This window comes from Sphingopyxis sp., from assembly GCF_041916015.1.
Classification (GTDB): domain Bacteria; phylum Pseudomonadota; class Alphaproteobacteria; order Sphingomonadales; family Sphingomonadaceae; genus Sphingopyxis.
Genome location: NZ_JAYSAH010000053.1, coordinates 25232 through 49592, shown reverse-complemented (window position 1 = coordinate 49592; position 24361 = coordinate 25232). Strand labels below are relative to the sequence as shown.

At 67.4% G+C, this 24361-nt stretch carries 22 protein-coding genes; 9 read left to right on the top strand and 13 right to left on the bottom strand.

The features are described from left to right. Positions 1 to 16 precede the first annotated feature (16 nt). The gene (locus ACE3SL_RS08695; protein WP_374525343.1) at positions 17 to 694 is read left to right on the top strand and encodes an SRPBCC family protein; all 678 of its coding nucleotides are present in this window, start codon (positions 17 to 19) and stop codon (positions 692 to 694) included. Here the strand turns inward: ACE3SL_RS08695 and ACE3SL_RS08690 are convergent. Both ACE3SL_RS08690 and ACE3SL_RS08685 read right to left on the bottom strand, forming a co-directional pair. Further along, positions 691 to 1218, bottom strand: a complete 528-nt coding sequence (locus ACE3SL_RS08690; RefSeq protein ID WP_374525342.1) for a DUF177 domain-containing protein — start codon at positions 1216 to 1218, stop codon at positions 691 to 693. The genes ACE3SL_RS08695 and ACE3SL_RS08690 overlap by 4 nt on opposite strands. Continuing rightward, positions 1215 to 1748: a ubiquinol-cytochrome C chaperone family protein gene (locus tag ACE3SL_RS08685; protein WP_374525341.1), complete on the bottom strand. Its 534-nt coding sequence runs from the start codon at positions 1746 to 1748 to the stop codon at positions 1215 to 1217. The genes ACE3SL_RS08690 and ACE3SL_RS08685 overlap by 4 nt, the downstream gene beginning before the upstream one ends. 159 nt (positions 1749 to 1907) lie before the next feature. On the opposite strand from ACE3SL_RS08685, the gene ACE3SL_RS08680 reads away from it, so the two are divergent. After that, a complete protein-coding gene (locus tag ACE3SL_RS08680) occupies positions 1908 to 2402 on the top strand; it encodes an outer membrane protein assembly factor BamE (protein WP_374525351.1) in 495 nt (164 codons plus the stop codon). 59 nt (positions 2403 to 2461) lie between these two features. Here the strand turns inward: ACE3SL_RS08680 and ACE3SL_RS08675 are convergent, their stop codons facing one another. Then, the gene (locus ACE3SL_RS08675; RefSeq protein WP_374525340.1) at positions 2462 to 4726 is read right to left on the bottom strand and encodes an NADP-dependent malic enzyme; all 2265 of its coding nucleotides are present in this window, start codon (positions 4724 to 4726) and stop codon (positions 2462 to 2464) included. A 291-nt stretch (positions 4727 to 5017) separates the two neighbouring features. On the opposite strand from ACE3SL_RS08675, the gene mutS reads away from it, so the two are divergent. Next, on the top strand, positions 5018 to 7678 hold the full coding sequence (mutS, locus tag ACE3SL_RS08670; protein ID WP_374525339.1) for a DNA mismatch repair protein MutS: 2661 nt from the start codon (positions 5018 to 5020) through the stop codon (positions 7676 to 7678). Then, entirely contained in the window at positions 7675 to 10434 is a 2760-nt protein-coding gene (locus ACE3SL_RS08665; RefSeq protein ID WP_374525338.1) for a [protein-PII] uridylyltransferase, read from the top strand. The genes mutS and ACE3SL_RS08665 overlap by 4 nt, the downstream gene beginning before the upstream one ends. On the opposite strand, the gene ACE3SL_RS08660 is transcribed toward ACE3SL_RS08665, so the two are convergent. The 5 genes from ACE3SL_RS08660 to ACE3SL_RS08640 form a co-directional block, all read right to left on the bottom strand. Then, positions 10431 to 10988: a methylated-DNA--[protein]-cysteine S-methyltransferase gene (locus ACE3SL_RS08660; RefSeq protein WP_374525337.1), complete on the bottom strand. Its 558-nt coding sequence runs from the start codon at positions 10986 to 10988 to the stop codon at positions 10431 to 10433. The two genes, ACE3SL_RS08665 and ACE3SL_RS08660, sit on opposite strands and share 4 nt — an antisense overlap. A gap of 90 nt (positions 10989 to 11078) precedes the next feature. Then, on the bottom strand, positions 11079 to 13460 hold the full coding sequence (gene pheT, locus ACE3SL_RS08655) for a phenylalanine--tRNA ligase subunit beta (protein WP_374525336.1): 2382 nt from the start codon (positions 13458 to 13460) through the stop codon (positions 11079 to 11081). Then, complete coding sequence (pheS, locus tag ACE3SL_RS08650; protein WP_374525335.1) at positions 13457 to 14575, bottom strand: phenylalanine--tRNA ligase subunit alpha; 1119 nt, start codon at positions 14573 to 14575, stop codon at positions 13457 to 13459. Before pheS ends, pheT begins: the two co-directional genes overlap by 4 nt. Before the next feature lie 142 nt (positions 14576 to 14717). Beyond that, the gene (locus ACE3SL_RS08645; protein ID WP_374525334.1) at positions 14718 to 15617 is read right to left on the bottom strand and encodes a helix-turn-helix domain-containing protein; all 900 of its coding nucleotides are present in this window, start codon (positions 15615 to 15617) and stop codon (positions 14718 to 14720) included. A gap of 275 nt (positions 15618 to 15892) precedes the next feature. Continuing rightward, positions 15893 to 16015: a hypothetical protein gene (locus tag ACE3SL_RS08640; RefSeq protein ID WP_374525333.1), complete on the bottom strand. Its 123-nt coding sequence runs from the start codon at positions 16013 to 16015 to the stop codon at positions 15893 to 15895. A 146-nt stretch (positions 16016 to 16161) separates the two neighbouring features. Here ACE3SL_RS08640 and ACE3SL_RS08635 point away from each other — a divergent pair, with 146 nt between their 5' ends. Continuing rightward, positions 16162 to 16647, top strand: coding sequence for an Lrp/AsnC family transcriptional regulator (locus ACE3SL_RS08635; RefSeq protein WP_374525332.1), 486 nt, complete (start codon positions 16162 to 16164; stop codon positions 16645 to 16647). 310 nt (positions 16648 to 16957) lie between these two features. Here the strand turns inward: ACE3SL_RS08635 and rpmG are convergent, their stop codons facing one another. From rpmG to ACE3SL_RS08610, 5 genes are all read right to left on the bottom strand, one after another. Continuing rightward, the gene (gene rpmG / locus ACE3SL_RS08630) at positions 16958 to 17125 is read right to left on the bottom strand and encodes a 50S ribosomal protein L33 (RefSeq protein ID WP_003042331.1); all 168 of its coding nucleotides are present in this window, start codon (positions 17123 to 17125) and stop codon (positions 16958 to 16960) included. Between the two features lie 229 nt (positions 17126 to 17354). After that, a complete protein-coding gene (locus ACE3SL_RS08625) occupies positions 17355 to 18080 on the bottom strand; it encodes a TonB family protein (protein WP_374525331.1) in 726 nt (241 codons plus the stop codon). A gap of 149 nt (positions 18081 to 18229) precedes the next feature. Further along, a complete protein-coding gene (gene gltX / locus ACE3SL_RS08620) occupies positions 18230 to 19540 on the bottom strand; it encodes a glutamate--tRNA ligase (RefSeq protein WP_374525330.1) in 1311 nt (436 codons plus the stop codon). A 37-nt stretch (positions 19541 to 19577) separates the two neighbouring features. Further along, complete coding sequence (locus ACE3SL_RS08615; RefSeq protein WP_374525329.1) at positions 19578 to 21239, bottom strand: NAD+ synthase; 1662 nt, start codon at positions 21237 to 21239, stop codon at positions 19578 to 19580. A 103-nt stretch (positions 21240 to 21342) separates the two neighbouring features. Beyond that, positions 21343 to 21705: a response regulator gene (locus tag ACE3SL_RS08610; RefSeq protein ID WP_338426982.1), complete on the bottom strand. Its 363-nt coding sequence runs from the start codon at positions 21703 to 21705 to the stop codon at positions 21343 to 21345. 88 nt (positions 21706 to 21793) lie between these two features. On the opposite strand from ACE3SL_RS08610, the gene ACE3SL_RS08605 reads away from it, so the two are divergent. Genes ACE3SL_RS08605 through ACE3SL_RS08590 form a run of 4 tightly spaced genes read left to right on the top strand, consistent with a single transcriptional unit; the run spans position 21794 to position 24341 of the window. Then, on the top strand, positions 21794 to 22066 hold the full coding sequence (locus ACE3SL_RS08605) for a DUF3572 domain-containing protein (RefSeq protein WP_374525328.1): 273 nt from the start codon (positions 21794 to 21796) through the stop codon (positions 22064 to 22066). Then, positions 22063 to 22704 carry an HAD family hydrolase gene (locus ACE3SL_RS08600; RefSeq protein ID WP_374525327.1) on the top strand — a complete coding sequence of 214 codons (642 nt, stop codon included), beginning with the start codon at positions 22063 to 22065 and terminating at the stop codon, positions 22702 to 22704. The genes ACE3SL_RS08605 and ACE3SL_RS08600 overlap by 4 nt, the downstream gene beginning before the upstream one ends. Positions 22705 to 22717: 13 nt before the next feature. Then, positions 22718 to 23185 (top strand): RidA family protein, encoded by a 468-nt coding sequence (locus ACE3SL_RS08595; RefSeq protein WP_374525326.1) that lies wholly within the window; start codon positions 22718 to 22720, stop codon positions 23183 to 23185. 7 nt (positions 23186 to 23192) lie between these two features. Further along, entirely contained in the window at positions 23193 to 24341 is a 1149-nt protein-coding gene (locus ACE3SL_RS08590) for a GNAT family N-acetyltransferase (RefSeq protein ID WP_374525325.1), read from the top strand. Positions 24342 to 24361: the final 20 nt, after the last annotated feature.

Here is a 24361-nt window from a genome sequence, read left to right as displayed (position 1 = left end):
GCGAGGGGGACAGGGCATGCATCTCAAGAGAATCTCGGGCGCAGCGCTGCTTTTGGCGGCGTCGCTCGCGGCGGCTTCGGTAGAAGCGAAGGTCATCGACCAGAGCGATATCGGCTTCACCGTGGCGCACACCGCGCAGGTCGCGGCATCGCCCGACGATGTCTGGAAGATGCTGCGCCTGCCCGACAAATGGTGGTCGAAGGAGCATAGCTGGTCGGGCGACGCCGCGAACTTCTGGCTCGATTCGCAGGCCGGCGGCTGCTTCTGCGAAAAGCTGCCGGGCGCGGGCGGCGCGATGGGCAGCGTCCAGCATGCGCGGATCATTTTCGCCAAGCCCGGCGAAATGATGCGCCTGTCGGGCGCCTTCGGCCCGCTTCAGGGCGAGGCGGTCACCGGCACGCTGACGATCCAGATCAAGCCGACCGCGGCGGGCAGCGCGATTCGCTTCGACTATGTCGTCGGCGGCTATATGCGCTTCAAGGTCGCCGACGTCGCGCCCGCGGTCGACAAGGTGCTCGGCGAGCAGCTCGCGGGGCTCGCGAAGGCGCTCGGTGGTTCACTGGCGGTCGCGCCCGACGAGAAGAAGGGCGGGGAGGCGAAGGACGCTCCGGCGAGTGACGAGCGCGCGGGCAGCGAGCCCGGGCTCGACGCCGCGGTCGCCGATTTGGTCGAGGACGTGCCGCGGAACGATTAGAGGTCGGGTTTTCCGCGAAGTTTCGCGAGCGCCGCGAAAGGCCCCGCCTGTTCCTCGCTGAGCACGCCCTTTTCGGCGAGGACCCGGTCGGCGTCGGGATGCCGCGGAAAGGGATCGAGCGACAGCGACAGCGTCTGCACCGCCGCTTCGCCAAGGTCGATCCGTTCGCCTTCGAGCGGCAATATATCGCAGTCGGCATCGCTGATCTCGACCTCTTCGTCGCCGTCCCCGGCGGGATCGGCGTCGCGCAGGAAGCGAAGGTCGAAAGGCTCGCGGATCTTGGCGGGCACCGGCAGATCGGTCGCCGCGCAGCTCTGCACGACATCGGCCGCGATGTCGCCCGCCGCGGCGATCCCGCCGGCGACCGCGCGGACCTCGGCCGTGACGACGAAGCGGTCGAGCGCGACCAGCCCCAGCCGCTTCGCGATCGCCGCGCGCTGCTCGGCATCGGCCTCGAGCGTCAGATTGCGGCCCTGCGCTGCATCGGCAAGCGTGACGAGGTGCGAAAATTCGGGCGTCGTCATCCGCTCTGTCCGGGAAGCTGGTCGGCAACGACCAGTGTCTCGACCGGCATCGCCGCGAGGCCGGCGCGCAATTTCGCGATCTCGCCCAAGACATGCGCGAGGCCCGCGTCGGGCGCATCCTTGCCGCGCCACAGATTGCGGACCAGCGCCGCCTTCAGCCCGTCCGATCCGTCGGGGGCGCGATAGGCGCCGAGCCGGCCGCCGAGCGCGCCCACCATCCGCCCGATCTGCTTGCCGACGACCATATCGCCGAAACCGATCTGGCGCATCTGCCCGTCCATGTCGTCGACGAACAATTCGGTCAGCTGCACGCTTGCGGCCGCCTGCGCCGGATCGTCGTCGATCCGGTGGAGGACGAGCGCGAGGACGAGGCTGATCATGTCGAACCGGCCGTCGAGCGTATCGGGAACCTGGCCATCGGTATACCAGTGGGGTGCGCGGGCGGTGGCGATCACCGCGTTCCACAGCGGGCGCCGCGCCTCGCGCGGATCGGGGTCGGATGTGAAGAGTTTGCGGAGCGAGGAAAACATGGCGATTCGCTTAGGCCGAATCGGTCGGTCGGAAAAGAGGCCTCGGTCAGCTTGGCGCAAGCATTGCCGCGGCATAAGCCGCTTGTGCCCGCCGTCCGCTTGCGGTTAAGAGGCGCGATTGCCAGCGCCCGGGCAACGCGGCGCAACGGAGATATGTTGATGCCGACGCAGAACCCCAAGCTTCCCGCCCGCCCCACGCGCCTGATCGTCGCCGGGCTGGCGCTTGCGCTGACCGCCAGCGGCTGCGCGCAGCTCAAGGGACGTCAGGGCTATGTCGTCGATCCGGTGCTGACCACCGCGATCACCCCGGGCGTCGATAATCGCGAATCGGTCGAAAAGACGCTGGGCCGTCCGACTTTCGTCGGTCAGTTCAGCGACAATGAATATTATTATGTCTCGCGCGAAACCCGCCAGCTCGCCTTCGCGCGTCCGCGCCCGGTCTCGCAGCAGGTGCTTCGCGTGCGCTTCGATCCCGCGGGCAATGTCGTTGCGGTCGACAAGACCGGCCTCGAGCTGGTGAGCAAGATCAGCCCCGAAGGCGACAAGACGCCGACGCTTGGCCGTCATCGCAGTTTCTTCGAGGATATTTTCGGCAATATCGGCGCGGTGGGCGCCCCGGGCATGGCCGGCGGCGGCGGTTCGCCGGGCCAGTAAGCTCCGGTAAGCGAAGATTTGGGGGAAGCGGCGGCGCCTTCGGGCGCCGCCGCTTTTTCCTATCCGGCGATCCCGCCGGCGGCGAGCACCGCGAGCGTCACCAGATCCGACGCGGGCGAGGCCATGGTCGCGACCTGCACCGGCTTTTCCATCCCGATCAGCATCGGTCCGATGACGGCGCTGCCGCCGAGTTCACGCAGCAGTTTCGCCGACAGATTGCCCGACTGCAGCCCCGGCATGATCAGCACGTTCGCGGGCCCCGACAGGCGGCAGAAGGGATATTTCTCCATCACCTTCGCGTTGAGCGCGACGTCGGGCGCCATTTCGCCTTCATATTCGAACTCGGGCTTACGCTCGTCGAGGATGTGGACCGCCTCGCGGATATTGTCGAGCCAGCTTCCTGGCGGGTTGCCGAAGGTCGAATAGGAGAGGAAGGCGACGCGCGGCTCGTGGCCCATCCGCCGCGCGACCTGCGCGGTGCGCTCGGCGATGTCGGCGAGCATTTCGGCCGACGGGCGCTCGTTGACCGTGGTGTCGGCCATGAACACCGTGTGATGCTGGCCGACGAGGACGTGGATGCCGAAGGCAGTCTTGCCTTCGGCGGGGTCGATCACGCGCCGCACCTCGCGCATCGTCTGCGAATAGGTGCGGGTGACGCCGGTGATCATTGCGTCGCCGAGACCGAGCTTGAGCAGCAGCGAACCGAAGATGTTGCGGTCGCGGTTGACCATCCGCTCGATGTCGCGGCGGAGATAGCCGCGGCGCTGAAGCCGCTCGTACATCATCTCGACCATCTGCGGTACATGCGGCGAATTGACGCTGTTGTGGACTTCGAAGCTTTCGGGATCGGTGACCCCCATCGCGCGCAGCTTGTCGTGCAGCCCTTCGCGCCCGACGAGCACCGGAATGCCGTAGCCGCCGTCGCGGAACTGGATCGCGGCGCGCAGCACCACTTCTTCCTCGCCCTCGGCGAAGACGACGCGCTTCGGATTGGCACGCGCCGCCTCATAGGCGAGCGTCAGCACCGAGGTCGTCGGGTTGAGCCGCGCGCGCAATGTCGTGCGATAGGCGTCGAGATCCTCGATCGGCTGCTGCGCGACGCCGGTGTCCATCGCCGCCCTGGCGACCGCGGCGGGGACGATTTCCATCAGCCGCGGGTCGAAGGGCGAGGGGATGATATATTCGGGACCGAAGCTCGACGCGCGACCGCCATAGGCCGCCGCGACCTCCTCGGGCACCTGCTGGCGTGCGAGGTCGGCAATCGCGTAAGCTGCGGCGATCTTCATCTCCTCGTTGATCGCGGTCGCACGCACGTCGAGGGCGCCGCGGAAGATGAAGGGGAAGCAAAGGACGTTGTTGACCTGGTTCGGATAGTCCGAGCGCCCCGTCGCGATGATCGCGTCGGGCCGCGCCGCGCGCGCGTCGGGGGGCGAGATTTCGGGGTCGGGGTTCGCCATCGCGAAGATGATGGGGGCGGGCGCCATATCCTTGACCATCTCGGGCTTGAGCGCGCCCGCGGCCGAGAGGCCGAGGAAAACGTCGGCGCCCTTCAGGGCTTCGGTCAGGTCGCGCGCTTCGGTCGGCACCGCGTGCGCCGACTTCCACTGGTCCATCCCCTCGGTGCGACCCTGATAGATGGTGCCCTTGCGGTCGCACATGATGACATTGTCGTGCCGCACGCCCATCGCCTTGATCAGCGCGGTGCAGGCGATTGCCGCGGCACCGGCGCCGTTGACCACGACCTTGATCTCGCCGAGGTCGCGTCCGGTCAAATGGCAGGCGTTGATCAGGCCCGCGGCGGTGATGATCGCGGTGCCATGCTGGTCGTCATGGAACACCGGGATGTTCATCTTTTCTTTCAGCGCCGCCTCGATGATGAAGCAATTGGGTGCCGCGATATCCTCGAGGTTGATGCCGCCGAAGCTCGGCTCAAGCAACTCGACCGCGTCGATGAACGCCTGCGGGTCTTCGGTCTTCACCTCGAGGTCGATCGAATCGACGTCGGCGAAGCGCTTGAACAGGACGGCCTTGCCCTCCATCACCGGCTTCGAGGCGAGCGCGCCGAGATTGCCGAGGCCGAGGATCGCGGTGCCGTTCGAGATGACGGCGACGAGATTGCCCTTCACCGTATAGTCATAGGCCTTGCCCGGATCGTCGGCGATCGCGAGCACGGGCACCGCGACGCCGGGCGAGTAAGCGAGGCTGAGGTCGCGCTGGGTCGCCATCGGCTTCGAGGCGATGATCTCGATTTTGCCGGGCCGGCCATATTCGTGGTAAAGCAGGGCCTCGCGGTCCGAGAATTGCACCTTGCTGCCGCTGTCCATGTTTTTCCCCTTGGTTCGATTTCCAGACGCGCGCCCGTTTCCCAATCCCCTAGCGTCACCTTGGCGAAATGTAACCGGCAATGTTGTGCGTCGGCGGCGGCGACAGGGACTCGGGTCTTATATCTTCGTCATTCCCGCGAAAGCGGGAACCCAGAGCGAGTTCGGCCGACTCCGCGCTGGGCGCCCGCTTTCGCGGGAATGACGAAAGTGGGGGTGTCCATTCTCCCCCTCAAAGCCGCCGTCGCATCGCGCAACCTTGCCATGCGCCCCCCAATCACTAAGCAGGGTCCGATGTCCGTCCCCGCCCGTACCGTCGCTAACAGCAACAGCGCCCCCGCCGCCACCCCGATGATGGCGCAATATTGGTCGCTGAAGGAGAAAGCGGGCGACTGCCTGCTCTTCTATCGGATGGGCGATTTCTTCGAGCTCTTCTTCGACGATGCGAAGGCCGCTGCGTCGACGCTCGATATCGCGCTGACCTCGCGCGGCGAACATGGCGGCGCGCCAGTGCCGATGTGCGGCGTCCCCGTGCACAGCGCCGAATCCTATCTCGCGCGGCTGATCAAGGCGGGGCACCGCGTCGCGATCGCCGAGCAGATCGAGACGCCCGCCGAGGCGAAGGCGCGCGGCGGGTCGAAAGCGCTCGTCGCGCGCGACATCATCCGCTTCGTCACCGCGGGGACGCTGACCGAGGAAGCGCTGCTCGAAGGGCGGAGCGCCAACCGGCTCGCGGCGCTGGCGCAGGTCGGAAGCGAAGGCGAGGTCGCGATCGCCGCCGCCGACATTTCGACCGGACGGTTCGAGGTCGTCGCGGTGCGCCCCGAGCAGGTCGATGCCGAACTCGCGCGCCTTGCACCGTCCGAGTTGCTGGTCAGCGAACAGGCCGGGGAGGTGCCCGAATGGGTCGCGCGGCAGGTCGTGCGACGCCCGCAATCCGATTTTTCGAGCACGGCCGCGCAGAAGCGCCTCGAAGGGCTTTTCGGGGTCCGGACGCTCGACGGCTTCGGCCAGTTCTCGCGCGGCGAGCTTGCCGCAATGGGGGCGGTCGCCGCCTATCTCGACCATGTCGCGACCGGGCAGCCGATCTTTCTGCAACCCCCGCTGCGCGTATCGGCCTCGGGGCGGATGGCGATCGACGCCGCGACGCGCGAAAGCCTCGAGCTCGTCCGCACCATGGCGGGTGCACGCGACGGCAGCCTGCTCGGGACGATCGACCGGACGGTGACCGCGGCGGGCGCGCGGCTGCTCGCCGACGATCTCGCGAGCCCGCTCACCGACAAGGATGCGATTCTCGACCGGCTCGATCTCGTGGACGGCCTCGCGCGTGATGCCTTGTGGCGCGGCGACCTGCGCGCGGCGCTGCGCGCGCTTCCTGACGCCGGGCGCGCTCTCGGCCGGCTCGTCGCGGGGCGCGGCGGCCCGCGCGATCTTGCGCAGCTTCGCGATGCGCTCGGCGGGGCGCGGCTGCTTCGCGAACGGCTCGCGCAGCGGCCCAATCTGCCGCCTCTGCTCGCACGGCTGCTGCCCGGTCTCGACGGCCATGGCGCCCTCGTCGACGAGCTGACCCGCGCGCTCATCGAGACGCCGCCGGTCGACGCCGCGCAGGGCGGCTATGTCGCCGAGGGCTATGACCATGCGCTCGACGTGCTGCGCGAAACCGCGCGCGACGGACGCAAGGCGATCGCGACGCTCGAAGCGCAATATCGCGACCGCACTGGCATCGCGTCGCTGAAGATCCGCCACAATGGCGTACTCGGCTATCATGTCGAGGTGCCCGCGAAGCACGCCGACGCGCTAATGGCGCCCGAGTCGGGCTTCACCCATCGCCAGACGCTCGCGGGCGTCGTGCGCTTCAACTCTGCGGACCTCCACGAGGCGGCGAGCCGCGTCACGCAGGCGGGCGTCCACGCGATCGCTGCCGAGGCCGCGCATCTCGAAGCGCTCACCGACGCCGCGGTGGCGCGGCGCGAGGCGATTGCGGCGAGCTGCGACCTGCTCGCGCGCATCGACGTCGCCGCCGCGCTCGCCGATCATGCGATGAGCCACAATTGGTGCCGCCCCGACCTTGCCGACGAACCGTGCCTCGACGTTGCCGGCGGGCGGCATCCGGTGGTCGAGGCGGCGCTTGCGAAATCGGGCGAGCGGTTTGTCCCGAACGATGTTTCGTTGTCGGAGCGTGATCGGCTGTGGCTCGTCACCGGCCCGAACATGGGCGGTAAATCGACCTTCCTGCGCCAGAATGCGCTGATCGTCGTGCTTGCGCAGGCGGGCGGCTTCGTGCCGGCCGCGTCGGCGAAGCTCGGGCTCGTCGACCGCCTGTTCAGCCGTGTCGGTGCGAGCGACAATCTCGCGCGCGGGCGCTCGACCTTCATGGTCGAGATGGTCGAAACCGCCGCTATCCTCGCGCAGGCGACGCCTAGCAGCTTCGTGATCCTCGACGAGGTCGGGCGTGGCACCTCGACCTACGACGGGCTCGCGCTCGCCTGGTCGGTGGTCGAGGCAGTGCATGAGGTCAACAAGTGCCGCTGCCTTTTCGCGACGCATTATCACGAACTCACCCGGCTCGCCGAAACACTGAACGCGCTGTCGCTCCACCATGTGCGTGCACGCGAATGGCAGGGCGATCTGGTGTTGCTCCACGAGCTTGCCGACGGTCCGGCCGACCGCAGCTACGGCCTAGCGGTCGCGCGCCTCGCCGGGGTGCCCAATGGCGTCGTCAAACGCGCCGAGGCAGTGCTCGCCAAGCTGGAAGCGGGGCGCGAGAAGACCGGCGGGCTCGCGGCGGGGCTCGACGATCTGCCGCTGTTCGCCGCGACGCTGGCCGAAGCGCCGGCGGCCGCGCAGGACGCGCTGCGCGAGGCGCTCGCTGGTATCGATCCCGACACGCTTGCGCCGCGCGAGGCGCTCGATGCGCTCTACCGCCTGAAGCAGATCCTGGCCGACGAACGATGACTGACCTCTTCGACGCCCTCGAAAACCGCCGCGCGATCATCGATCGCCGCGCGCTATCGGACCGGCTCGATGAGATTGCGGCGGAGACGAGCGATTCGGGAAAACGCCGCCGCGCCATGGTCGACCTGCTCAAGGCGGCGCTCGACGCGGGACGCGCCGAGATCAACCGGCGCCTGCTCGCTCATCCCTCATCGGGGCGGCTCGCGGCGAGCGCCACCGCTTTCCTGATCGACCAGCTCGTCCGTCTCAGCCATGATTTCACCACCGGCCATCTTTATCCGGCGAACAACCGTTCGGCGGGCGAGCGGATCACGCTGATCGCGGTCGGCGGCTACGGCCGCGGCGAGATGGCGCCGTTCAGCGACATCGACATCGGCTTCGTCACCCCGTTCAAGCAGACGAGCTGGACCGAACAGGTGATCGAGGCGCAGCTCTATACGCTGTGGGACCTCGGGCTGAAGGTCGGCCATTCGTCGCGTTCGCTCGACGAGATGATCCGCGCCGCGAAGGAGGATCTGACGATCCGCACCGCACTCCTCGAAGCGCGCTTCATCTGGGGCGACCGCGATCTCTACGATCAGGCGTCGGCGCGCTTCGATGCCGAGGTCGTCGCTGGCAATGCCCGGGCTTTCGTCGCCGAAAAGCTCGCCGAGCGCGACGAACGGCACAAAAGGATGGGCGATTCGCGCTATGTCGTCGAGCCCAATGTGAAGGAAGGGAAGGGGGGGCTGCGCGACCTCCACACGCTCTTCTGGATCGGCAAGTTCATCCACCGCGTCCGCACCGTTCCCGAGCTCGTCGATGCCGGACTGCTGACCGCGCGCGAACTGCGGCAATTCGAGCGGGCGGAGAATTTCCTGCTCGCGGTGCGCTCCCACCTCCATATTCTCGCGGGGCGCGCCGAGGACCGGCTGACCTTCGATTTCCAGCGCGAGATCGCGAACCGCATGAAATTCGCCGACCGTCCCGGCAAGAGCGCGGTCGAGCGCTTCATGCAGCTCTATTTCCTCCACGCGAAGGCGGTCGGCGACGTCACCGGCACCTTCCTCGCGCATCTTGACGAGCAGCTCGCGGCGCGCGGGCGGCGCTTTCTGCCGACGATCCGGCGGCGTCCGGGCAAGCTCCACGGCTTCGTCCTAGACCGCGGCCGGCTCGCGCTGCCGTCGGACGATTTCTTCGCGGCCGATCCGGTGCGGCTGATCGAGATTTTCGCGCTCGCCGACAAGCACGGGCTGGAGATTCACCCGCAGGCGATGCGGCAGGCGCGCCACGATGCGAAGCTGATCGAGACGCAGGGGGTGCGCCGCATCGCGCGCGCCAACGCGCTGTTCCTCGACGTGCTGACGTCCCCGCGCGACCCCGAAACGGTGCTGCGCTGGATGAACGAGGCGGGCGTCTTCGGCCGCTTCGTTCCCGATTTCGGCCGCGTTGTCGCGCAGATGCAGTTCGACATGTACCATCATTATACGGTCGACGAGCATACGATCCGCGCGATCGGGCTGCTTGCGGACATCGAGCAGGACCGGCTGAAGGACGACCACCCGCTCTCGACCGCGATCATGCATCAGCTTCAGTCGCGGCGCGTGATCTATGTCGCGGTGCTCCTCCACGACATCGCCAAGGGGCGCGGCGGCGATCATAGCGTGCTCGGCGCCGAGCTTGCGCTGCGCGTCTGTCCGCGGCTCGGACTGAGCGCGGCCGAGACCGAGACGGTGTCGTGGCTGGTGCGCTATCATCTGCTGATGTCGGCGACCGCCTTCAAGCGCGACCTCGCCGACTTCAAGACGATCCTCGACTTCGCGCAGATCGTGCAGAGCCCCGAGCGGCTGCGGTTGCTGCTCGTGCTCACCGTCGTCGATATCCGGGCGGTCGGGCCGGGCGTGTGGAACGGCTGGAAGCGGCAATTGCTGACCGAATTGTTCGACGCTGCCGAAGAGGTGCTGCGCCTCGGCCACAAGCAGCGCGGTCGCGAGGCGCGGATCGAAGCGAAGAAGGAGGCAGTCGAGGGGCTGCTCGCGATGGACCCGAAGGCGTTCGCGAAACTGATCAGGCGTCTCCCCGAAAGCTATTGGATCGCCGAGCCGGTCGAGGTGATCGCGGCGAACCTCCGCCATATCCAGGCGGCGGGCGACGCGCCGCTCCACATCGCCGCGGTCCCCGACGAAGATCGCGGCGCGACGCTGGTCATGGTGCTCGCCGCCGACCATCCGGGGCTCTTCTATCGCATGGCAGGGGGCATCCATCTCGCCGGCGGCAACATCATCGACGCGCGCATCCACACGACCCGCGACGGCATGGCGCTCGACAATTTCCTCGTTCAGGACCCGCTCGGCCGGCCGTTCGCCGAGGCGGGGCAGATCGACCGGCTGACGCGAGCGATCGAGGATGCGCTCGCCAACCGGCAGAAACTGCTACCGAAACTCGAGGCGCGCGCGCTGCCGCGCACCCGCGCCGAGGCCTTCCGCATCGCGCCGAACGTCTTCATCGACAACAAGGCGTCGAACCGCTTCACGGTGATCGAGGTCAATGCGCAGGACCGCCCCGCGCTGCTCAACCAGCTCGCCTATGCGCTGTTCCAGTCGAAGGTGACCGTGCACAGCGCGCATGTCGCCACCTATGGCGAGCGCGCGGTCGATACCTTTTATGTAACCGACCTGATCGGCGACAAGATCGACAGCGCTGCGCGGGTGAAGGGGCTGGAGAAGCGCCTGCTCGAAGCGGCGGCAAGCCGCAGCGAGGAGGCCGTCGCGGCCTAGAAATCGAATCCCTGCTGGGCGGGCGGGGTTGCGACCCCGACGCCCTCGAGTTCGAGCATGCGCGCCTTCGACAGCGACCCGCCGGGAGCCGAGAATCCCCCGATCTTGCCGCCGGCGGCCATGACGCGGTGGCAGGGGACGATCAGCGGAACGGGATTCGTCGCCATCGCCTGCCCGACATCGCGTGCATATTCGGGCCCGACGCCAAGGTCGCTCGCGACCGCGCCATAGGTTGTCGTCTCGCCCCAGCCGAGCTGGCGCACCCTGCCATATACGCGCGCGAAAAAGGGGCTCTGTTCGCCAAGGTCGACCGGCACGTCCGAAAAGTCGATGCGCTCGCCGGTGAAATAACGGATGGCGGCGTCGATCACGGCGCTCACTTCGGCCGGCGGTTCGGTCCGCATCGCGCCGGGCATGCGGCGGAGCAGGCTGCGTTCGGTCTCAGCGGCGCTTGGGGAGGGCAGACGCAGGCAGGCGACGCCGTGACGATTCCAGACAATGCCCGCAACGCCCGCCGCGGTTTCGAACAGCTGATAATGGCCTTTGCCGGTCATGACCCATTCTCCATCGCCGATGGAATATAGGGTTATCTTTCGCCGAAACCATATCGCCGCGCGAGCGCGGCGACCCGTTCGGTCGGCACGCTACCCGCGCAGGACCGCTCCGGCCTTTGCCGCGGCGGCCACCACCTTATCGGCGATCGCCTTCAGCTCGGCATCGGTGAAGCTCTTCTCCTGCGGCTGCAGCTCGACTTCGACCGCGAGGCTGACCTGCCCCTCGGGCACGCCCTGCCCCGCGAAGCGGTCGAACAAGCGGGCGTCGGTGATTGCCGCCTTGTCGGCGCCGCGGATCGCGCGGACGAGATCGCCCGCCGCGAGCGTATCGGGCGCGAGGAAGGCAAAGTCGCGGCGTACCGATTGCAGCACGGGCGGCGCGAAGGCCGGGCGGACCGGGCCGCTCGCGCGCTTCGCCGGAATCGAGTCGAGGAAGATCTGCACCGCCATCACCGGCCCGTCGACATCGAAATGCTTCGTCAGCGCCGGATGGAGCGCACCGAACTCGGCGAGCACAGCCTTGGGGCCGAGGCGCAGCGTCGCCGACTGGCCGGGATGCCAGATGCTGGGGGCCTCGACGGGCTCCATCACCTGCAGCCGGTCGGCGGGTGCGCCCGCGGCTTCGAGAAGGGCGAGTGCCGCCGCCTTCGCGTCGAAGGCGTCGAAGGGCGCGGCCTTGCCGGCCTGCCAGCCGCGCGGGCTCTTGTCGCTTGCCATCAGCACGCAAAGCGTCGGATGCTCGGTCGTGCCGCGATAGCGGCGGCCGATCTCGAACAGGCGGATGCTGTCCGCGCCGCGATTCTGGTTGCGCGCGGCCGCGGCGAGCAGGCCGGGCAGCAGCGACGGGCGCATGACTTTCAGCTCTTCGCTGATCGGATTGGCGAGGCTCCAGGTGCCGCCGCCGAAGGGTGCAGCCTCGCGCTCGCTGATGAATGACCAGGTTACCGCTTCGTGGAACCCCGCCGCCGCCGCGGCGCGGCGCACGCGGCGTTCGAGCAGCTGCTCGCTCGTTGCGGTGGGCTTGGCGACGCCGTCGGCACGCGGCAGCGGCACCGATTCGATCGCGTCGAAGCCGTTGATGCGCGTGACCTCTTCGACGATGTCGGGCGCGGCGTCGACGTCGCGGCGCCAGCTCGGCACCGCCACCTGCCAGCGGCCGCCATTCTCGATCACCGCAAAGCCGAGCGCGGCCAATATCTCCTTCTGCCGTTCGGGCGCGATCGCGATGCCGCCGAGCGTCGCCGCCAGCGACAGGTCGTAATCGACGGTCTTCACCTCGGCGGGCGGGGCGCCCGCGCGCGTCACCGCGGAGGGCGTGCCGCCGCAGATGGCCAGGATATGCCCGGTGACGATCGCGGTCGCATCGTCGAGGAAGGCCGGATCGACGCCCCGCTCGAAGCGGCTGCGCGCGTCGCTGGTCAGGCCGAGCGCCTGCCCTGTCAGCGCGATCCGCTCGGGCGCGAAATAGGCAATCTCGATCAGGACGTCGGTCGTCGTCTCGCTGCAACCCGAATGCTCGCCGCCCATGATGCCGGCGATGTCGTGAACTTCCTGCTCGTCGGCGATCACGGTCATCGTGTCGGTGAGCGTATAATCCTTGCCGTTCAGCGCGGTCACCGTCTCGCCGTCCTTCGCACGCCGCGCGACGAGCGCGCCCGAAAGCTTGGCGCGGTCATAGATGTGGCTCGGGCGGCCGAGGTCGAACATCACATAATTGCTGATATCGACGAGCGCGGAGATCGAGCGCTGCCCGACCGCTTCCAGCCGGCGGCGCATCCATTCGGGGGCAGTGCCGTTGGTGACGCCAGCAATCGTGCGGCCAAAGAAGGCAGGGCAGGCCTCGGGATCGTCGGTCCGGATTTCGGTCGCGGCGGCGCCTTCGCCGGCGATCGTCGGAACGTCGAGCGGCTTGAGCGTGCCGAGCCCGGCGGCGGCGAGGTCGCGCGCGATCCCGCGCACGCCCATGCAATCCTGCCGGTTCGGGGTGATCGAAATATCGATGACCGGATCGCCCGCGCCCGAATAGTCGGCGAAGGAGGTGCCGATGGGGGCATCGGCGGGCAGCTCGATGATGCCGTCATGGTCGTCGCCAAGCTCGAGCTCGCGCGTCGAGCACATCATGCCGTTCGATTCGATGCCGCGCACCGCCGCGACCTTCAGCTCCATGCCGTTCGCCGGAACGACCGCGCCTGGAAGCCCGAGCACGCCGACCAGACCCGCACGCGCATTGGGGGCGCCGCAGACCACCTGCAGCACCCCCTCGCCGGTATCGACGGTCAGCACCTGCAGCTTGTCGGCCTGCGGATGCTTGTCGGCGGTCAGCACCTTGGCGACGCGGAAGCCTGCGAGCTTCTCGGCCGGATTTTCGACGCCTTCGACCTCGTGGCCGATGCGGTTGAGGGTGGCGACGACGTCTTCGACGGTGAAGCCGCCGTCCAGATGCTCCCTGAGCCAGTCGAGGGTGATCTTCATGCCGAAATTCCCCCGCTCAGCGTCGGCACACTCAGCGCGCCGAACCCATAGTGCGCCAGCCACCTGAGGTCGCCGTCGAAGAAAGCGCGCAGATCGTCCATGCCATATTTGAGCATCGCGAGCCGATCGATGCCGGCGCCGAAGGCGAAGCCCTGCCATTCGTCGGGGTCGAGCCCGCAGTTCGCGATGACGCGGCGGTTGACCATCCCGCTGCCGAGCAGCTCCATCCAGGCATGGCCTTCGTCGTCGCCGCTACCGCCGACGATACGGCGGCCCTTTTCCTGCCGGTAGCCGACATCGACCTCCGCCGACGGCTCGGTGAAGGGGAAATAGGAGGGGCGCAGGCGCAGCACGATGTCGTCGCGCTCGAAATAGGCCTTGAGGAAGGTCTCGAGCGTCCATTTGAGATGGCCCATATGGATGCCGCGGTCGATGACCAGCCCTTCGACCTGATGGAACATCGGCGTGTGCGTCGCGTCGCTGTCGCTGCGGTAGACGCGGCCGGGCGCGATGATGCGGATCGGCGGCTCCTGGCTCATCATCGTGCGGATCTGCACCGGCGAGGTGTGGGTGCGCAGCAACATCCGGCCGCCCTCGCCCGGCCCGGCATCGGCACCGCCGCGCATCTGGTCGGGGAAATAGAAAGTGTCGTGCATCGCGCGCGCGGGATGCGTCTCGGGAATGTTGAGCGCGGTGAAGTTGCGCCAGTCGTCCTCGATCTCGGGTCCGGTCGCGACCGCGAACCCCATATCGGCGAAGATTTCGGCGAGTTCGTCCATCACCTGACTCACCGGGTGGACGCTACCCTTCGGCGCGTCGGCGGCGGGGAGCGTCATGTCGAGGGTCTCGCCCGCCAGCTTCGCGTCGAGCGCCGCGCTTTCGAGCGCGGCCTTGCGGGTGGCGATCTCCGCGGTCACGGCTTCGCGCAGCCCGTGGATCTTCGGACCCTGTGCCTGCCGCTCGTCGGGGGTCATCGCGCCGAGCGTCTTCAGGAGGCCGGTCACGCTGCCTGCCTTGCCGAGCGCCGTGACGCGCAGCGCCTCGAGCGCGTCGAGATCGGCCGCCGCCGCTATGTCGCCCACCAGTCCGGCCTGCAGGGCCTCGATATCGCTCATCGTCGTTCGTCCTGTTCCGGCGGCCTTGGCGCTGCTGGCCTGCTATTTCATGTCCATGGAAACCGCGGCTGCCCGCGCGTCCGTTCGCTCGCCGCTTGCACCGAAGGCGCGGCGCGGGTCAAGCCCGTTGGCGGAAACGCGTCTATCCGGAGGGCTTGTGGAGCCCCTGCACCGCTTCACCCGCCGTCGCGGCGCGGGCGCGTGCCGCGGCGCCGAGAATCGGCTTCGGTCGCGCCGCATAGGCGCGCGGGCTCATCCCCATGAAGCGGCGGAAGTCGCGCGTGAACTGCGCTTGGTCGTAATAATGATAGTCGAGCGTCTCGATCCAGCTCATCGTCGGGTCGAGCATGAAGCGCGCGAGGCTGCGCAGGAAGCGCTGGCGGCGCAGCAGCAGCTTGGGCGGAAAACCGAAGGCGCGGCGCGAGAGACGCTCGATCGAGCGCTCGGAGAGGCCGAGCTTCGCGGCGAGATCGGCGACGCTGGTCAGCTCATCGTCGACCAGCGCGGCGTGCGCGGCGAAGATCGCGGGATCGTCGCGTGGCGCGGTGGCGAGCTTTCCCGCGAAATGATCGTCGAGCATTTTGGCCGCGCCTTCGACGTCGTTCGCCTGCCGCAGTTGCTGGAAGAGCGACGCGTGGGCTGCGAAGACGGGATGCTGCGCCCCGTCGATGGATCTATCGGCGAGATCTTCGGCCGGAACCGCGAAAAATTTCGCCCAGCCCGCGGGCAGAAAGCCGATGCCCCAGGCGCGCATCGGGCCGACCGCGAAATAGGTCGCCTTGCTGGTCGGGCCGGTGACAACGAAGGACGGCATGGGTTCGGCCTTTCCGCCGCCGACCGCCGCGAGCGATGGTTCGCCGTCGATGAAGCGCAGATTCGCCCATTCGGGGTGAAGATAATCCTCGATCCGCGCGCCCGGCGGTCCGTCGATCTCGGTCAGATAGATGATACTGCAATAAGGGGCGAGCGCGGCGGACACGGGAAAGAAACGCGTCGCCACCCGCACGCTGTCCGGTCCGCTTGCAGATTCTCCCACGGTCATGACGTCATTCCATGCGGAGCCACGCGCAAAAAAACAACAGTCTAGGGGCACCGATTGTCGGGTTTTTACAATTTTTGGCGCTGCGGCGACGCCATATGTCGCGCCATAGGACGCTTCCGCCGGCCGTCAGCTTTCTGCGACCCACGGCTATTCGGTTCGGAGGGAGGGGGGCGATGGTTTTCCAATGAACCATTGTCGGAACGGCGCGAGGGGAGACCTTCGCGCCGTTCCTGTTTTCCGGACCTGATGGGGACGCTTGGCTCGATGCAAGCGGCTCAGCGTTTCGCCGCTGGCGTCCACGGCGCGCGATAATGAACCGCGACCGCCGCCGCCGAGGTATCGACGATCGTCGACCAGACGCGCTGGATCCAGTTCGATTCGGGGGCAATCCGGGCCATTGTCGTAACTCCTATGTCCGTACCGCGGGGAGGGAAGAGAGCCGTCGGCTCGGCGGGGCGGATGCGATCGTCTACCGTGACCAGCGCAGCCATTGGCGCCGAAATTGCGCATTGCAGTGACCAATTTTGGCATTATCGGTGGAATCATGCGAAAATTGATCGATCTCGATGCGTTCGACCGCCGGCTGCTCGAACTGGTCCGGCACGACAATCTCCAGCCCGCGCGCCTGCTTGCCGACAAGGTCGGCCTGTCGGTATCGGCGGTGCTCCGGCGGCTGCGGCGGCTGCGCGAGGAAAAGATCATCGTCGCCGATATGGCGGTGGTCGATCCGGCGCTGACCGGATCGGCGCTGACGATGCACGTCCTCGTCCAGATGCAGCAGGCGGGCCCGCAGACGATGGACGCCTTCGCGCGCGAGATCCCGAAGCATCCCGAAGTGACCGGCGCATGGGACATTACGGGCGACGATGATTTCCTGCTCAAGGTCCAGGTCGGATCGATGGAGGAATATGACCGCTTCACGCGCCGCGCGCTCGGCGAGGACAGGGGGGTCCACTCGTTCAAGACGCTGATCACGATTCGGCATATCATCGAGAATGACGTTGCGCGGCGACCGCTGCGGGAGTTCTGACGGGTTTCGACCGATTGCTGACGCCCTTCTCCCCTCCCGCTTGCGGGAGGGGTTGGGGGTGGGCAGCAACGGTGCAATGGCCCACCCCGCTGCGACTAACGAACAAAGTTCGTAAGTCTCGCTGTCCCTCCCGCCTGCGGGAGGGGATACGGGAGGGGATAACAGCTCTATCCTGCAACGTCCGCTCCCCACCCCTAAGCCGATATTCCCTTGCGCACGAAAAAGGGCGGCACATGGCCGCCCTTCTGAACCCGCGCTTGCGGAATGATACATCGTCGGTCCGTTCAGCCCGGCCGAACGGATCGGTGCCTCACTTGATCTTGGCTTCCTTGAACTCGACGTGCTTGCGCGCACGCGGGTCATATTTGCGCACCGACATCTTCTCGGTCATCGTGCGCGGGTTCTTCTTGGTGACATAGAAAAAGCCAGTATCGGCGGTGCTCACCAGCTTGATCTTGACGGTCGTCGGCTTGGCCATGGCCCTGTTCCTCGAAAAATCTGCACATCCGCCGGGGGGCCGGCCGATGCGGCGGGACTTGGGGCCCCGACGGGTGGTTTGAAAAACAAGAGGGCCGCGCACCGGGCGCCGCCCCCATTTATCCGGGCGCCATTGGCGGGATTCGGCGCCAATGTCAAGCTGCGTGTCGCCAAAAAGCGGGGCGGGCGGAAGGGACTTGCCCGCCCCCGGAGGGGTTCGATACGGCGTTCTAGCCGTTGCGGATCTGGAAATGCACGGTCATCACCTTCCAGCTTTCCTCGGGCACGCCGCCGCGCGTCGCAGGCTTGAAGCGCCATTTGGCGAGAGCGCGCCGCTTGGTTTCCTCGAAAAAGCCGGGGCTGTCGCTGCTGATCTGTTCGACCGCCTTCACCCGTCCGTCGGTGCCGATCAGTACGCGCACCCTGGCATAGCCCTCGATCTCGCGCCGCTGCTCGCTCGCCGGATAGTCGGGCTGGAACGTGCCGGCAAAGCGGGGGTCCACCTCCGCCAGCACGAGTGCGGGCTTCGGCGGCGGGGCCGGCGGGTCGATGATCGTGGTCCCGGTGCCCGTGCCTGCGGGCGGCACATAGGGCGGGAGCGGCGTCACCTTGGCCGAGTCGTCCGAAACCGGCGGCAGTGGCGTCGGCGGCGCAGTGAATTCGGTCTGGATGGGATCGGTCTGCGGCTTCGGATCGGGACGCGGTTCGGGCTTCGGCTGGTCCATCGTGAAGCTGATCCAGGGCGGTGTCCGGGTCTGCGGCTCGTCCTTGATGATCATCGGCGACAGCGCGACCGCGACGACGAGCGCTACGGGCAAGCCGACCGCGAGCAGCGCCGCGACCGGGTGACGGTTCGCGTCGCTGCCATAGCTGTGACGCTGTAGACGCATCGCGGCTCCGGCCGTGGCGGTCTCGGGCGCGGCCAATATGGCCGATATCAGGGGAATCAGGGTCATGGCACCTCTCCTTGCCTTGTCGTGACCCGGCCCCGCCCCGCTGACCGTGGCTGTCGGTCGAGTCATTGATGTAATATTATAACATCACTAAACTTGTCAAGCGACCGAGTCGGCAAAGGCGCGGGAACGCTTTCAACCGATGGGGTGCGTCAGGAGGTTTGCAGCCGCGCGACCGCCTGATCCTTGGCGATCAGCGGCAGCAGTTCGGCCATGTCGGGGCCATGATCGCGCCCGGTCAGCGCGCGGCGGAGCGGCAGGAACAGCGCACGGCCCTTGGCGCCGGTCGCTTCCTTCACCGCGCTGGTCAGGGCATGCCAGGGATCGGCGCCCCATGTGGTGTTGGGTGCGGCGGCGGCGGCGGCGGCGAGCACGGATCGATCGGCTTCATCGGGCGCGGGCGGGGTGAAGGGGCCGTCGAAGATCGCGACCCAGTCGGCCGCCTCGGCCACCGTCATCAGATTCGGCCGGATCGCGTTCCAGCGCGCTTCGTCGATAGCGGTCGGCAGCCGCGGCGCGACCACGGCATAGTCAGTGTGGTGGAGAATCTTCTGATTGAGCAGCGCGAGCTCGGCCTCGTCGAAGCGTGCGGGGGCGCGGCCGAAGCGGGCGAAGTCGATGCTTTCGATCAGCGGCGCGGGCGAGGCCACCGGCTCGACCGGATCGCTCGTCCCGAGGCGCGCGAGCAAGGCGACGAGCGCGATCGGCTCGATACCTTCGTTGCGCAAGGCAGCCATGCCGAGCGAGCCGAGCCGCTTCGACAATTTGCCCTCGGTCCCGACAAGCAGCGCCTCGTGCGCGAACTGGGGCGGTGTAGCGCCGAGCGCCTGAAACATCTGGATCTGCGAGGCCGTGTTCGACACATGATCCTCGCCGCGCACCACATGGGTGATTCCCATCGCTATATCGTCGATCACGCTCGGCAGCAGATAGAGCCAGCTTCCGTCGGCGCGCCGCACGACGGGATCGGACATCGTCCTGGGCTCGAAATGCTGGGGGCCGCGTACCATGTCGGTCCACTCAATCGGGGCGCCATGGTCGAGTTTGAAGCGCCAGTGCGGTGCGACACCCTCGGGCACCGGCGCATCCTCGGCCTTGCGCTCGTAAACCGGGGGCAGGCCCCGCGAGAGCAGCACCTTGCGGCGGATGTCGAGCTCTTCGGGCGTCTCGTAACAGGCATAGATGCGCCCCGCGGCCTTCAGCTTGTCGAACTCGGCCTCATAGAGCGCGAAGCGTGCCGACTGGCGCTCCTCGCCGTCGATGTCGAGGCCGAGCCACGCGAGATCGGCGCGGATGCCTGCGACATACTCCTCCTTCGACCGTTCGAGATCGGTATCGTCGATCCGCAACAGAAACCGCCCGCCATGCTTGCGCGCCCACAGCCAGTTATGCAGCGCGGTGCGGACATTGCCGACATGGAGCGTGCCGGTCGGCGAAGGAGCGAAGCGAGTGATCACGGTCATGGATGGCGCCTATAGCCGGTTTCGCGGCGGACGCGAGTCAGGCGGTGCGAAACCCGTGGGTGATCGGATAGCGCCGGTCGCGTCCGAAGTTGCGCGTCGAAAGCTTGACCCCCGGCGGCGCCTGGCGGCGCTTATACTCTGCGAGCATCAGCAGCCGCTCGATCCGTGCCACCGCGTCGCGGTCGAAGCCGTAGCGCGCGACGACATCGTCGACGCTTGCTTCTTCCTCGACGAGCATGTGGAGCATGCGGTCGAGATCGGCATAGGGCGGCAGGCTGTCCTCGTCCTTCTGATCAGGACGCAGCTCGGCGCTCGGCGGTTTGGTGATCACGGTCGCGGGCATCACCGGCGCGACCGGGTTGCGCGACAGCCGCGGAACATTCGCGTTGCGCCATTCGGCGAGCGCGAACACCGTGGTCTTGTAGGCGTCCTTCAGCGGATTGTAGCCACCCGCCATGTCGCCATAGATGGTCGCATAGCCGACGCTCATCTCGCTCTTGTTGCCGGTTGTCAGCAGCATCGGACCGAATTTGTTGGAAAGCGCCATCAGGGTGACGCCGCGGATGCGCGACTGGACATTCTCTTCGGTGATATCGACGTCGCGGTCGGCGAAACTGCCGGCGAGCATCGCGTCGAACGCTTCCACGGCTGGGACGATCGGGATCGTGTCGAGCCGACACCCGATCATTCCGGCGCAGCCCGCGGCGTCGTCGAGGCTCGACTGGCTGGTGAAGCGGCTCGGCAGCATCACGCACCAGACCTTGCCGGGGCCGAGGGCGTCGGCGGCGATCGCGGCGCAGATCGCCGAATCGATCCCGCCCGACAGGCCGAGCACGACGCCGGGAAAGCGGTTGCGCTCGACATAGTCGCGCAAGGACAGGATCATCGCGCTGTAGATGTCGGCGGGATGCGCCTCCCATTCGGCGATCGCTCCGGGCGCGCACGCCCAGCCCACCGCATCCTTCGTCCAGCGCGTTACGCGCTCCTCGGCTTCCCAGTCGGTCAGCCGGTGCGCCGCCGTTCCGTCGGCGTTCAGTACGAAGGAGCAGCCGTCGAACACCAGCTCGTCCTGCCCGCCGATGCGGTTGAGGAAGATCAGCGGCAATTTCGTCTCGGCGACGCGGGCCGCGAACACCTGCGTCAGCCGGCGGTCGTCCTTGTCGATCTCATAAGGGCTGCCGTTGACCGAGATCAGCAACTCGGCGCCCTGCGCGGCAAGATGCGCGCAGACCGCGGGAAACCAGCCATCCTCGCAGATCGGCAGGCCCAGCTTCACGCCGCGCCATTCGACGACTTCGGGAAGCGGGCCGGGCGCGAAGACGCGCTTTTCGTCGAAAGTGCCGTAATTGGGCAGCTCGTGCTTGCGCCGCGTAGCGACGATTCGCCCGCCGTCGAGCAGCGCGACCATATTGTAGAGCCGCCCGTCCGCATCGCGCTCGACCGAACCGACGAGCATTGCCGGGCCGCCATCGGCGGTCTCGTCGGCGAGCTCGGCAAGGATCGTCGCGGCGCGTGTCGCGAGCGCCGGCTTCAGGACCAGATCCTCCGGCGGATAGCCGACCAGCTGCAGTTCGGGATAGAGGATCAGGTCGGCTTGCGGGTGCCGCGCCCGCACGGCGCGCATCGCGTCGGCGTTGGCGGCAAGATCGCCGACCGCCTGGGTCATTTGCGACAGGACGATGGAGAGCTCGATTGTCATGCCAGCGGTTTAGGCGCAACCGCCCCGCCCATTCAACCGAAGAGAAGCGTTCATGGCACCCTGATGAACGATAGCTCGGCTTCGGGTCGTCAGCAGCCTTTCTTCAGGCGAACGCCCCGACGCTCTCGATGAACTTGATCACCGAAATCGGCTTCGACACATAGGCTTCGGCGCCCGCGGCGCGGATCTGTTCCTCGTCGCCCTTCCCGGCATAGGCGGTCACCGCCATGATCGGCACCGCGCGCAGGGTGAGGTCAGCCTTCATCTGGCCGATCAGATCGAGCCCGCTGACGTGCGGCAACTGAATATCCATGATGATCAGGTCGGGCGACACCTCGCGCGCCTTCGCCAGCGCGTCGCGCCCGTCGCGCACCGGGTGCGCGCTATAGCCATGGGCGTTGAGCAGGTCGCAGAACAGGCGGAGGTTCAGCTCATTATCCTCGACGACCAGGATGGTCTTGCCCATGTGCCTTGTCTTCCCCACCTTGCGTGCGCGGCCCGTTTAGGCGAATCGGCCGCACGACACAATTGCATCGCGATGAAGGGAATCGGGCTTGCACGAAGAGGACGCGGCACTGGCGCTCCGGGCGCTCGGCTGGATAGTGAGCGACGAGCCGCGTGCCGAGCGGCTGCTCGGCATGACCGGGCTCGACCCTGACGGCTTGCGCGCCTCGCTCGGCAGTCAAGCGACACTCGCGGCGATATTGGCGTTCCTTACCGGTCATGAGGCTGACCTGATCGCCTGCGCCGAGGCGCTCGATATCAAGCCCGAAGCCATCGCCGCCGCGGCGCATCGTCTCGAAGGACAGCAAAGGATGGACGCATGACCCGCCCGCTCGTCATCACCGATTGCGACGAGGTGCTGATGCACATGGTCGTCCCCTTCGCGCAGTGGGTCGACGAAGAACATGGCGTGCTGTTCCGCATGGAGGATGCGAGCTTTGCGGGCGCGCTCAAGCGCAAGGAGTGTGGCACGCCGCTGGAAGCGGCCGAGGTCTGGCCTTTGCTCGACGGCTTCTTCCGCACCGAGATGGGGCGGCAGACCGAGATCGCCGGCGCGATCGCGGCGATGGCGGCGATCGGCGACGTGGCGGACATCGTCGTCCTCACCAATGTCGGCCCCGACCATCAGCAGGCGCGCGCCGAACAACTCGCGGCGCTCGGCTTTCGGGCGCCGGTGATCGGCAGCCGCGGCGGCAAGGGCGAGCCGGTGCGCGCGCTGATCGCGGAGCGCAACCCTTCGGTCGTGGTCTTCATCGACGACCTGCCGAACCACCATCATTCGGTCGCGATCGAGGCGCCCGAGGTCTGGCGGCTCCATTTCGTCGGCGAGCCCGCGATCGCCGACAAGGTGCGCCCCGCCAAACATGCCCATGCGCGAATCGACGATTGGACCGCGGCGCGCGAGTGGATATTGGCACGGCTCGCCGAGAATATTCCGGCTCCGACCCCTGAACTTGCCTAGAAGGAACTTTTCCATGTCCGACGTCACCGCCAAGCTTGCCGAACTCGGCCTCGAACTTCCGAAGCCCGCCGCGCCGGTCGCCGCCTATGTCCCCGTCGTCGAGCATGGCGGGTTGCTCCATATCAGCGGGCAACTGCCGTTTCAGGGCGGGCAGGTCGTCACCGGGCGGCTCGGCGACGATACCGATGTCGCGAGCGGCTATGACGCCGCGCGCCGCTGCGCGCTGATGCTCGTCGCGCAGATCGGGCAGGCGCTGGACGGCGACTGGTCGCGCGTCGAGCGCGTCGTCAAGCTCGGCGTCTTCGTCAACAGCGCCCCAAGCTTCACCGATCAGGCGAAGGTCGCAAACGGCGCGTCGGAACTCTTCGAATCTTTGTTCGGCGAAGCCGGGCGCCATGCCCGCGCCGCGGTGGGCGTCGCGGTGCTGCCGCTCGGCGCGGCGGTCGAGGCCGACGCGATCGTCGCGGTGAAACCCGCGTAAGCCCATCGTGGCCGAGGCCGACCCGCCCGCACGCACCGTCTCGCTCGGCACCGGCGTCGCCGCGGTCGATGCCGCGGCGTGGGACGCGCTGGCGGGCAAGGCGAATCCCTTCGTCAGTCACGCTTTTCTGGCGCTGCTCGAACAATCGGGGAGCGTCGGGCCGGGCACCGGCTGGCAGGCGGCGCCGATCCTGATCGAGAACGGGGCCGGCGCCTTGGTTGGCGCGGCGCCCGCCTACCTCAAATCGCACAGCCAGGGCGAATATGTCTTCGACCATGCGTGGGCGGATGCGTGGGCGCGCGCGGGGGGCGACTATTATCCGAAGCTGCAGATCGCAGCGCCCTTCACCCCGGTGCCGGGGCCGCGCCTGCTGGCGCAGGACGACGAGATCGCGCGGCTGCTGATCCGCGGCGCCGAGGCGGTGGTGCGGCAGAATGCGCTGTCCTCGGCGCATGCGACTTTCGTCGCGCCCGCGCAGATGCCGCTGTTCGAGCAGGCGGGCTGGCTCGTCCGGCGCGACATCCAGTTCCATTTCGCCAATGCGGGTTATGCGAGTTTCGACGATTTTCTCGGCACGCTGACTTCGGCGAAGCGCAAACAGCTTCGGAAGGAACGCGCGCGCGCCGTGGAAGGACTCCGGATCGAGGAACGGACCGGCGACGCGCTGAAGCCCGAGCATTGGGATGCGATGTGGGCCTTTTATCAGGACACCGGATCGCGCAAATGGGGGCACCCCTATCTGACGCGCGAAGCGTTCGAGCTGATGGCCGCGCGGATGGCCGACCGGATCGTCCTGCTCATCGCTTACGACGGCGATCAGCCGCTTGCGGGCGCGATGCACCTGCTCGGCGCCGACACGCTTTATGGTCGCTATTGGGGCTGCCTCCGCGACATCCCCTATCTGCATTTCGAGCTCTGCTATTACCGCGCGATCGACATTGCGATCGAACGCGGCCTGCGCCGGGTCGAGGCCGGCGCGCAGGGTGGGCACAAGCTCGCGCGCGGCTATGGCCCCGTCGCGACCTGGTCGGCGCATTATATCGCCGATCCGGCCTTTCGCCGGGCGGTTTCCGATTATCTGGAACGCGAGCGCGCGGCCGAGGTGCAGGAAATGGAATGGCTGGAAGGGCATATGCCGTTCCGGCGCGGCAACTAATGTTTGCCCTTCTTCGTCAC